The sequence below is a fragment of the Vibrio mediterranei genome, from assembly GCF_013364395.1.
GTDB classification, from domain to species: Bacteria; Pseudomonadota; Gammaproteobacteria; order Enterobacterales; family Vibrionaceae; genus Vibrio; species Vibrio mediterranei.
In genome coordinates, this window is record NZ_JABXGK010000008.1 from 1,385,100 (window position 1) to 1,396,352 (window position 11,253).

At 43.4% G+C, this 11,253-nt stretch carries 10 protein-coding genes and 1 riboswitch; of the genes, 6 read left to right on the forward strand and 4 right to left on the reverse strand.

Annotated features, from left to right (window positions below; genetic code table 11):
- Window positions 1-26 precede the first annotated feature (26 nt).
- A riboswitch (purine riboswitch) is annotated at window positions 27-126 on the reverse strand.
- A gap of 92 nt (window positions 127-218) precedes the next feature.
- Genes HOP38_RS23325 through HOP38_RS23335 form a run of 3 tightly spaced genes read right to left on the reverse strand, consistent with a single transcriptional unit; the run spans window position 219 to window position 3,444 of the window.
- Window positions 219-1,616 carry a glycoside hydrolase family 1 protein gene (locus HOP38_RS23325; protein WP_124941342.1) on the reverse strand — a complete coding sequence of 466 codons (1,398 nt, stop codon included), beginning with the start codon at window positions 1,614-1,616 and terminating at the stop codon, window positions 219-221.
- A 4-nt stretch (window positions 1,617-1,620) separates the two neighbouring features.
- Entirely contained in the window at window positions 1,621-2,523 is a 903-nt protein-coding gene (locus tag HOP38_RS23330) for an ROK family protein (RefSeq protein ID WP_198559114.1), read from the reverse strand.
- A gap of 21 nt (window positions 2,524-2,544) precedes the next feature.
- Complete coding sequence (locus HOP38_RS23335) at window positions 2,545-3,444, reverse strand: ROK family protein (RefSeq protein WP_124941344.1); 900 nt, start codon at window positions 3,442-3,444, stop codon at window positions 2,545-2,547.
- Between the two features lie 260 nt (window positions 3,445-3,704).
- Here HOP38_RS23335 and HOP38_RS23340 point away from each other — a divergent pair, with 260 nt between their 5' ends.
- Window positions 3,705-4,553 carry a pirin family protein gene (locus HOP38_RS23340; RefSeq protein WP_006074623.1) on the forward strand — a complete coding sequence of 283 codons (849 nt, stop codon included), beginning with the start codon at window positions 3,705-3,707 and terminating at the stop codon, window positions 4,551-4,553.
- 146 nt (window positions 4,554-4,699) lie between these two features.
- Here the strand turns inward: HOP38_RS23340 and ppnP are convergent, their stop codons facing one another.
- Window positions 4,700-4,981 carry a pyrimidine/purine nucleoside phosphorylase gene (ppnP, locus tag HOP38_RS23345; protein ID WP_006074622.1) on the reverse strand — a complete coding sequence of 94 codons (282 nt, stop codon included), beginning with the start codon at window positions 4,979-4,981 and terminating at the stop codon, window positions 4,700-4,702.
- 134 nt (window positions 4,982-5,115) lie between these two features.
- Here ppnP and HOP38_RS23350 point away from each other — a divergent pair, with 134 nt between their 5' ends.
- The 5 genes from HOP38_RS23350 to HOP38_RS23370 all read left to right on the forward strand — a co-directional run bounded on the left by HOP38_RS23350 (window position 5,116) and on the right by HOP38_RS23370 (window position 10,910).
- Window positions 5,116-6,435: an ABC1 kinase family protein gene (locus HOP38_RS23350; RefSeq protein ID WP_006074621.1), complete on the forward strand. Its 1,320-nt coding sequence runs from the start codon at window positions 5,116-5,118 to the stop codon at window positions 6,433-6,435.
- Between the two features lie 196 nt (window positions 6,436-6,631).
- Entirely contained in the window at window positions 6,632-7,024 is a 393-nt protein-coding gene (locus tag HOP38_RS23355) for a DUF2850 domain-containing protein (RefSeq protein WP_050798655.1), read from the forward strand.
- Window positions 7,025-7,177: 153 nt separating this feature from the next.
- A complete protein-coding gene (locus HOP38_RS23360) occupies window positions 7,178-7,921 on the forward strand; it encodes a phosphatase PAP2 family protein (RefSeq protein ID WP_423250102.1) in 744 nt (247 codons plus the stop codon).
- A 53-nt stretch (window positions 7,922-7,974) separates the two neighbouring features.
- A complete protein-coding gene (locus tag HOP38_RS23365) occupies window positions 7,975-8,268 on the forward strand; it encodes an ArsR/SmtB family transcription factor (RefSeq protein ID WP_006074618.1) in 294 nt (97 codons plus the stop codon).
- Window positions 8,269-8,405: 137 nt separating this feature from the next.
- A complete protein-coding gene (locus HOP38_RS23370) occupies window positions 8,406-10,910 on the forward strand; it encodes a PAS domain-containing hybrid sensor histidine kinase/response regulator (protein ID WP_198559116.1) in 2,505 nt (834 codons plus the stop codon).
- The last annotated feature ends 343 nt before the right edge of the window (window positions 10,911-11,253 follow it).

Sequence of the window (11,253 nt, forward strand, 5' to 3'; positions counted from 1 at the left end):
AACGCCAATACAAAGAGCAAGACACTAATGTGATCTTGGCTCTTCGTAATCAGCACTTTGCGGGAGCTGGTAGAGACCCCCAAACCATATCATTGGGGTTATACGAAGCAAACGATTGGTATTGTACACGACCGTCACTTACGTTCAATAGTCGCGACGGACAAACAAAAACGGTGTCACATTGGACACCGTTTTTCATCAACTTGTTACCATTGAGCTTAGTCTTCAAAGCTGCCCGTTGTTGCCAGTTCTTTGAACCACAAACCGTGTTTTTTCGGAATTCGGTCACCCGTTTCTAAATCCAAACGATAGAAGCCATATCGGCGCTTAAACGAGTTTAACCAAGACCAGTTATCGATGAATGTCCACTGATGAACACCAAAACAGTTTGAACCTTCTTGGATTGCTCTGTGCAGCTGAACTAAGTGCTCTTTCATCAACCCTGTGCGGAATGAATCGTCAATCAGTCCATCCTCACCCGGTTCACCTTCTGACTCGACGTCCATAGCAATGCCGATTTCAGCTAAATACCATGGGATATTACCGTAGTTTTCCTGAACATTTTTAGCAATATCATAAACGGCAGTTGGTAAAATCTCGTTATTATCACGATAAGGATTAAATCGGCCTTCTGGATTCACATAGTTCTCAAAATAAACTTCTGGCGTAAAGTAATCCAAGTCATAGCTCGCTTCACGTGCTTTCACGCGACGTGGAACGTAGTAGTTCACACCTAAGAACTCAACTTTTGCTGACGTGATCTGTTCTATCTCTTCCGGCGTCGTTTCCGGCGTGACGCCCTGTTCCGCCAGAACTTCACAAAGCTCTTTCGGAATCTCATTTTTAACCATAGGATCAAGGAAACTGCGGTTAAACAGTAGGTCGGCATACCATGCCGCTTTCTTGTCTTCTTCGCTGTCATTGCGCGTATAGGACGGCGTCAGGTTAAGCACGATACCAATCTTTGAGTTCTCAAGTTCCAGCGCATTGAAGCGATGAACTGCTTTTGCATGAGCAAGAATGATATTAAACGCGACTTGCACCGCCAACTTGCCATCTTTCTTACATGGATAATGGAAGTCATACAGATAGCCGCCTTCTACCGGAACAATAGGCTCATTAAACGTGATCCAGTACTTCACTTTATGACCGAACAGTTTGAACGCTGTCTCGGCATAATCGGCAAACATATCGACCACTTTTTTCGATTCAAAACCACCGAATTTCTCTTGCAGCTCAGCAGGCATATCGAAGTGATATAGGTTCATCATTGGCTCGATGCCATTAGCGATCATTTCATCTAAGTAGTTGTTATAAAATGCCACTGCGTCCTGACATACTTCGCCCGTTTCATAATCTTTGATCAGTCGAGACCACTGAATTGAAGTTCGGAACGAGTTAAAACCAACCTTCTTCATGTTCTGAACATCTTCTTGGTATCTGTGATACGTATCCGTCACAGTCTCTGAGCTAATTCCACGGTAAAAACGCTCAGGGCTCTTTTGATGCCAAAGATCCCAAATAGAGTCGTTTGCTTTATTGGTAGAGCCTTCTGTCTGAATGCCAGACGCAGCTGCGCCCCACATAAAGTTCTGTGGAAAAGTGTACTTAGTCATGTTGCTAACCTTGTGTATTCAAAAAATGTTTCAATGCCCCAATCAAATTGGCATCGTTGCCAAATTGGGTCAGTTTTGGATTTGGACGGACTTTCGCTATAGGGTGTTGCGCCAATATGGCATCCAGCTTTTGATTAAGCTTGTCGATCAAACCCGAACTGCGACTGATAGCACCACCTAAAAGGATGTATTGCGGATCTACTGAGTATTGGACATTGACAAGTACGGTTGCCAAGTCAAAATACCATTGCTCAACGGCAGCGATAACTGCCTCATCACCTTGTTCGTAAAACTCAAAAACTTTAAGGCCATCTAACTCTTTTGGTGATATCTCTTTAGCGCGAGCGGTTTGTTCAATGATGCCCCGCGTTGAGGCCAAATCAGAGTATGTTAATGGTTTCCCTTGTTCAAAACGCAAAATGCTATAGCCGAACTCTCCACCATGAAGATGATGTCCTTTTAGGATATGACCTGATTTGACAATGGCGCCGCCGACACCAGACCCTAGTACCAACAAACAAAAGTCGTTTGACTCACTGGCTGCGCCTAACCAATCTTCTGCTAGTGCAGCGCAACAACCATCATTCTCAAGCTCTGTCGGTAGCCCAAAGCGTTCTTGGTATAGCGACTTAACATCAAAACCATGGATGTAATCGAGTGCACTTGAGCCTTCGATCACACCCGTTTCAACGTTCACAGCGCCACAAGTGCTAACAGCTATACCTGCTATCGCGTAATCGTGTTTCAGCAGTTCCAACTTCGGAGCTAAAGAGTCTAACCAAGCGTTATAAGACGCTACTCGGCTTGGCAAAGAGAAGCGTTCGAAAATCTTTGCTTCCTGATTCATTACCGCACACTTTACCGATGTGCCTCCAAAATCTAAGACCAGATAGTAACGTTCAGTCATCGACGTATTTTTCCTGTCAGACTATGATAAAGAGTGTAAGAACGCAGCGCCGCGTACACCGGAAGAGTCACCATGAACACTCTTCACTACCTTGGTTTTTACCGATTTAGTAAACGTATACTGAGATAGCTTATCTTGGACCAGAGGATAGATTTCATCGACATTAGACATTCCACCGCCTAGTACTATTACCTCGGGATCAACAAAATTCACCACGTTAGCGAGTGTCCTTGCTAACTGGTCACAGTAGAGCTCCAAGTGCGCAATGGCTCTGCTATCACCCGATGCATGTAACGCCATGATTTGCTTCGAATCTGCTGGCGAATGCTTTTCTGAGAAGGTGCGACCAAACCCAGTACCGGAAACAAACGACTCAGCACAGTTCATCGACCCGCAATAACATTTAACCGGTTGACCATCAATTTCTGGACTGTAGTTAGGCAGTGGATTATGGCCGATTTCGCCACCTAATCGATTTAGCCCCGTGACAATGCCGTTATTGATAATAACGCCTGAACCGCAGCCAGTACCTATGATTACGGCAACACAAGAGTGCTTGGCCTCCTTGGCAGCCCCATCCTTAAACTCCGATAGCGCCAAACAGTCAGCGTCATTAGCAATGGCAACTGGTACATCGATTTGTCTTTGAATGTCACCGATAAAGTCATGGCCGTTTAGCACAGTGACATTCGCGCCTTGCATTAGCCCGTCATTACCGACTGAGCCACAACATCCAATACCAATAGATTCTATTTCACCCTTCTCTGATACTGTGTTAATTACTGACATCACAGACGCGAGAAAGCCTTCATACGAACCAGTCTCTGTCGGTTCGCGATGCTTCACAATGGTTTGATAACTAGCAGAATCGAGTGCAACACCTTCAATTTTAGTGCCGCCAATGTCCAGTCCTACGATCATGATGGATTCTCTCTAAAGTAGATTGCGCCGAATTAAACCCAGCGATTTACTTTACTTAATCAAATTTCATTGCGGATCTAAAGCACGTGTCTGTTAAAACCTCGGCGTCGTCACAAAAACTATATACTTTTCATTTTTAAAACTATATAGATATTACCAAGACATACTCATTCGAAGTTATTGAACGACTCTTTCATTTTTTCCCCCTCTAGATTGTTTCATTACCCGCCTATAGTTGATATCAACAAAGGAGGTCAGCGATGACACTGGTTAGAACAATTGAACAAGTCATTCCATCTCATGCCACATCAGATGGTGATGGTGTGAAAATTCGCCGAGTACACGGCTTCGATAATGCGGCATTTTCACCGTTTTTAATGATCGATGAGCTTAAGTCCGATGACAAAAAAGACTATGTGGGCGGCTTTCCTCCGCATCCACATAGAGGTATAGAAACGCTAACCTATATGATGAAAGGTCACTTTCAGCATAAAGATCACATGGGCAACGTAGGCGAATTACGCTCAGGTGGAGCACAATGGATGGCAGCAGGTCGAGGTGTTATCCATAGTGAAATGCCAATCATGGAGGAAGGTGACCTACACGGATTTCAAATTTGGATCAATCAGCCAGCCAAAAACAAAATGACACCGGCGCAATACCATGACTTTCAACCAGAGACTATTACTGAATATGAACAACAAGGGAGTGGCTTAATTCGTCTACTCTCCGGTGAAATCAGGGTAAATGGCTCCCTACTCGCTGGGCCACTGACGAAAACTGGAGTCCCTGCAACAGTGGCGGACTGGCGCAGCAATCGAGGAGATTCGGTAAGACTAAACGTCCCTTCAGAACACAATATGATGCTTTACGTTTACAAAGGAGCAGTGAGTGTTGCGGATAAAAGTTTGAAAGAAGGCGAACTTGCACTAGTTTCAAAAGGAGAAGCAATGGAGATGACAGCGAGTTCCGAGTCCGGGGTATTAGTCTTTGTTGGTGAGCCAATAAATGAACCCGTCGTTCACTACGGACCTTTTGTCATGAATAGCATGCAAGAGATTCAACAGGCGATTAATGATTATAATTCAGGCGTATTCGATACTTACTAACCAATCCGAGTTGAAGATTTTAATTTGACACCCCAATCCACTGCCTGTGTGTCACGCATCGACGAGATCGTCGATGCGTTCTTTTTTCTGACGCATTTTAATATCGAGCCAGACGCAGCGATACTGGTGCTTTACATTGTAAATTTCTATAGATATTCACACAGGTATGCAGTCGCTTGTTCCACTTTTAGATCAAAGCTAGAGTCACCAGCCACATTAAAATGTTCACCCGACGAATACGTCTTCCATTCTTCTTCTCCAGCAAGGCGCACTGTTAACGCTCCTTTCACTACCGTCATTTTTTCAGGGGCAGCCGTCCCAAACGTGTATTCACCTGCAGCCATCACACCAACACTGCTGTCGCCATCTGCTTGGGTAAAACCCAGTGATTTCACAGAGCCTTCGAAATAGGTGTTTTCTTTAATCATCTTTTTTGACTTCCTTGTTAGTTAATCATCGTAAAAGCATGGTTTTACCTCACAAATTGCCGTAAAACAAGAGAATGATCAATTGCTAAGATCAATTGGTATAAACGAGTAACATGATTTAACAAGGTTTTGATATGTCGGACAAAGCAACTCGAGTACCCACTCATCGCATAAGTCGTTTAGGCAAGTTGGCGTCTTTGGCCACACGTGTGACGGGAGCAATGGTGACGGAAGGCGCAAAACAATTAGCTCAAGGCAAGCGCCCTGTCGCAAAGGATTTATTGCTCACCCCTGGCAATATCAAGCGAGTGGCCGACCAACTAGCGCATTTGCGAGGAGCAGCAATGAAAGTAGGACAGCTCATGTCTATGGACGCAGGCGACCTCATTAGCCCTGAGCTTGCAGAAATTCTTGCTCGCTTACGATCCGACGCTTCCCCGATGCCCGCCAAGCAACTCGCAGCTGTGCTAACTCAAGAGCTAGGGAGCGACTGGAAACATAATTTTGTTGAGTTTAATTTTAAACCTATAGCCAGTGCCTCTATAGGCCAAGTTCATCAGGCTCACTCTGATGATGGCACTAAATTGGCTATCAAGGTTCAATATCCAGGCATCAAAAAGAGCATCGATAGTGATGTCGACAACGTAGGTACTCTGCTCAATGTCGTCGGTTTGATCCCGAAAGGCGTCGATTATCGTGGCTTACTTGAAGAAGCAAAAAAGCAGCTTCATGCTGAAGCAGACTATCTTCTGGAAGCTGAGCTTCTAGAGCGCTATCGCGACTATCTAGGTGACGACCCAGATTTTATCTTACCCACAGTGCAAAGAAACCTCACCACTGATAATGTACTGGCGATGACTCATGTATCAGGCATGCCCATCGAGTCTCTTATCAATGCAAACCAAAACACTCGAGACCGAGCAATGCGGCTACTGTTGCAATTGCTTTTCAAAGAGATATTTGAATTTAAATTGGTCCAAACTGACCCAAACTTTGCCAACTTTCTGTTTAACTCGGAGCAACAAAAAATCGTATTACTCGATTTTGGAGCTACTCGAAGCTACAGCGACAATATCAGCAACGGATATCGCCATGCGTTCAGTGCGATTTTAGATGCTGATACAAAACGACTGGACGCTGCGTTGCAGCAGATTGGTTTCTTCAATCAAGACATTCTTCCAGAGCAGAAAAGTGCAATCTTTGACCTCGTCACCTTAGCTTGTGAACCGTTAATGACATCTGGCCTCTATGATTTTGGTTCTAGTAATTTAGCGCAGCGCTTGAGTCAAGCAGGTACAGTGCTTAGCATGGAAAAAGACTACTGGCACACACCGCCTGCTGATGCTCTATTTTTGCACCGTAAAATTGGTGGACTCTATCTGTTAGCGGCCAGATTAAAAGCAAAGGTAGACGTGCAAGACTTGTTTACGCCTTACATTCTCACCCAGCCTTAAAGTGCCAACTCACAAACAACAATGTGTTACAAACAATCGATACATTTATAAAACGGCACGTTTTATTCTTAAGTAATCGTCACAATTGCCGATACCATTTGAAAGCCCACAAGGAAGTGCTTGAATGACAAAACTAGGCAGAACATCCAGCAACAATGACTCGTTAGTATTAATTGTCATTTTGGTGATTTCGATTATGCTGGCATCTGCTTTGGGGTATGCTTTCTACACTAGCCATCAAAATCATATCTCGCCTAGCCGCGTGTATGGTAACTGGATAGAAATCGGAGCTCCCAAACAAAGCACCGAAATTTTGACCTTTACGGATTATGGAGCTTTGCGTAACCACAGATTGATAGCAACTTCTTTCGAATTTGATGGTCGAGTCGTCAAGTTGAAAACAGGCAGTGGTTTATGGGTTTATGAACGAGTGGGCACTCCTAGGTCACCGCAGTTACGCAGAATCTCCCCTGCTCTACCCCCACAACGATTCATTTTTGAAGGCTATGAACACACAGTACCGATGGATGGCTATAACCCAGGGCAAAATCGACGTTCAGCGCTTAGGGAACATTTCTCCACTAAATAGCCCTTTGGCAGCAGGTTCGGTAAACCTTTTTCTCCTAAACTACCTAAGCCTGTGAAAAACAATGTCTTTGCATTACATTATGACAGAACCCTGAATTACAACGCTTGATAGTTTACTATGATAGCGCTATTTACAATTGACCCAGCCTATAATATGAAGTTCACATCCATAAAAGAATCTAAGATTGCAGGCATGCTCTGTCTTGCAGCATTTGCTTCCCTAACATTCATCATTTCGCTGGTGTTTTTTCCTAGTCATCTAACATCCGTTGTTACAGAGGCAATTGGAGCGCTGATGCAAAACCTTACCTATTCTGCCGGGCATCAAGGTTTTCTGATTTCATTAGCTATCCTCATGGGGCTTATTGCGTGGCATCGTCGTCAAGCGACTAACAATCTACACCTATTGATTCAGTTGGGATTACTGCTTGTTCTGAGTTTCGGAGCAAAAACCTTCCTTAAAGAATTTACTCAAAGCCCGCGACCTTACACGGAGACACTCACTGAGCTTCATGTCATCAACTCACCACAGAGCTTCTACAATCTCACCGTTGATGAGAAAAATGACAGGATTCATCAAGTGGAAGAACAGGTTAGTGAATGGCGTACTAAGCACTGGATTGGAGAGACTGACTATTCGTTTCCATCAGGTCATACTATTTTCGTTTCTATATGTGTGCTGTTTTTTGGGGGGCTTTTCGCAAGCCAAGGCCGTTATGTACTCGCTTCATTGGTCATAGTATGGGGCGTAGGCGTGGCAGCAAGCCGTTTGTGGTTAGGCATGCATAGACCTGTCGACCTTTTTGCTTCGATGTTCTTTGGGCTTATCCTCTATATCATCATACCTTCTCACTACCCCATACTCGACAAGGTGCTGTTCAAGATCAAAAATCGCTAGAGACTGCAATAAATTTCCATTATTATCGAAATACTGATTTTGGAGAGTGTTGTATGCAAATAGAAGTCGCTGCGAAAGCCCTAAAAGAACTTGGCCATGTTACTCGCTTGGCGATATACAGACAGGTTGTGAGAGCTGGACACAAAGGGACGCCTGTCGGTGAGATTCAAGATCGATTGAATATCCCAGGGTCTACGTTGTCACACCATATCTCAAGCCTAGCATCGGCAAACCTTATTCAACAGCGCCGAGAAGGAAGAACGTTATATTGCGTTGCCAACTATGAACACTTAGAAGGTGTGATTAGCTTCTTACAAGATGAATGTTGTATCGACGAATCTTGCTAAACCCTAACTCAAGGCCTTACGTTTACGTAAGGCCTTTCTTCTTATAATTAAGACTTCGCATCATTAGTCCTGACTTTACTTAGCGGTAATCCCCTTAGGTTCGTAGAGTTTTACTACTACCACAGGGAGATGTGTCCATGCGAGCCTCAAAAGTGGCCGATTATTCCGGTCGAACACTTCTTATTCTGTTTATGGTGATAACGTTCAGTATCACTGCGATTGCTGTGTTATTAGTGGTCGATCATGAAGCAGAGAAAACCATTGCTAAACTTCAGTCCAATAGTGCAAAGACTGAAATCCAAGCGGCTAAGAACTTTATGGATCAGTTTTTTATCGCGACCGATATGCATATATCTCACCTAGTTGAAGAACCTGCCATTATCGCTGCAGTTAGCGGTGACGAATATCTAGGTGACCACCAGCATCACTCTCATAATGGCCATTCTCATGGCACTAACACGACTCCGACTGGACCAGATGTATTCAAGCACCTCCATCAATTTCATCTCTCCAATGTTGAAGTAAAATTCTGTTTGTTTAACTCATCAGGAAGTGTTGTTTTTAACACACTTCCTCAAGAAGGACCGATTGAACAGCGACTAAAACTGCTAGAGGTTATCAAGTCTAATGCAACTAGAGAAACGGTTTACCTGCTGAAAGAACACAACAATCAGAAAATCATTAAGTTCTATAAGCCTATTTACGTTGACACCCAACTTCGAGGCGTTGTAGTAGGGGCGTTTCCGTACTTCAACGAAAGCTTTTTCAGTAAGCTAAGTAGTAATAACTCCCGTTGGTTTTCTTTGACACAACTCGGTTCTAATTGGCTAGAGACACCACCAGAGGGGAATTGGAAAACGGAGAGTATTCGGTTAGCGAAGTCCAATATCTCGTTAGTCTTTGGGATTAATAATGCAGCATCAGATTTACAGCGAGACGAACTACTTAGTAGCCTTGCTATTGCATTAGTCATAGCCCTTTTTACCAGTTCAATTATTGTCTACATGTTCGGACGTAAGATGATAATTAATCCGTTCCAAAAGCTTGAGCAATCTCGAGCGAAGTTAACACAGCAGACTGAATTACTAGCAATAAAAGAACGCGAGGCAAGACGTTTAGCCAACGTTGTTAAACACACACGTGACGCGGTGTTGATTACCGATAAGCAAGGTCGTATCGAATGGGTTAACCAAGCTTTTGAAACCATGACGGGGTTCATAAAGGAAGAAATTATAGGCATAAAACCCGGCACTCTTTTACAAGGTGAAGGTTCAAATACAGAAGCCATCGAGCAATTAAGAAAAGCGGTGCAAACTCACCGACCGACTAGAGTGGAGATCCTTAATTTCTCAAGAACAAAGCAACCTTACTGGGTCGATATAGAGCTTTCGCCAGTATTTGACTCTCAAGGAGAGCTAGATAAGTTTATTGCGGTCGAACGCGACATCACCGCCACCAAACAGCTGCAAGAAAAGCTCGAAAATGCCGTCGTGGCCGCTGACTCGGCAAATATCGCCAAAACGCAGTTTCTCGCCACAATGAGTCATGAAATTCGTACGCCAATGAATGGAGTACTAGGCATGGTGCAAGTTATGCTGTCAGAGACAAATGATCAGCAACAAAAGGAAAATTTGTCACTTATTCTGGAGTCCGGCAATCACTTGATATCCATACTTAACGATATTCTAGATCTCACCAAAGTGGAACAAAACAAAATCGAGCTAGAAAACCGTCCTTTCACTATCGAACAAATAATTGCCCCATTACGTTCTACTTATAAAGCCGTATGCCAGGAGAAAGGAATTGACCTCAATATTGATTGCCATGTTGACTCTAAGATAACGTATCTTGGAGACCGTAGTCGCGTAAGACAGGTTTTATACAATTTACTTAACAATGCCATCAAATTTACCGAGCAAGGAGGAGTAACTGTCAAAGTCACTCACAATGTTTCCCACCCTTCACTATTACACTTTTCCGTGCAAGATAGCGGCATCGGAATTGAGCCAAATGCGCTAGAGAGAATTTTCGAACCCTTTGTCCAAGCTGATGCTTCCACGACTCGACGATATGGTGGTACAGGACTCGGCCTAGCGATTGTTAAACAACTTATAGAGAAGATGGGCGGCACGATCCATGCGACCAGCAAAGTTGGTCAAGGAACGCGGTTTGACTTCCAGTTTGAACTTCCAATAACGTATGGTGAGCGCATTACATTAGTAGGCCACAAGGCACACCAAAGCCCCCCTCTCACAACGCAAAATATTCTCATTGTTGAAGACAATCATGTTAATGCTCTTGTCGCCCGTAAGTTGTTAGAGTCAGAAGGACATACAACCAGCACCGTCACCAATGGTGCGATGGCATTGGAGGCGCTAAGTGAAAACAAATATGACCTTGTATTGATGGACAACCATATGCCAGTTATGGACGGTGTAGAAGCCTGTTCACGTATTCGAAGACAATTTGGAACTGATTTACTAATCTTTGGATGGACTGCTGATGTTTTCGCTGATTCAAAACAGGCGTTTATCGACGCTGGTGCTAATTGTGTTCTGCACAAACCACTTAAGAAAGACGAACTGTTTGATGCCATTATGCAATTTTCTGATACTCAAGAGCATAATCGCTATAAAGAATAACCGCGACAGATTGTAAATTGGACGAGTCTGAATGTTATGTAACGCCAGATATTCATTGATATAGGCTAATAGCAAAGGACTCATTATATCAATAATCCACATATAGCATGACATTCTGTCCTATTTATTACCTTTCAATATAAAAACAATATTATCAACAGGTGCATTTACCTCTCAAATCATGTGGTTATATTCACCTATAGAAAATTTAATTTGCATCACAAATATAACTCACCATTGGCTAAAAATAACGCAACTAGCACGTAAGGCATTATATTTAATGAGAAATATATCTATTAGTTCGTTAAGATGCATCTAAATAATATTAATAACCTGCTTTCAT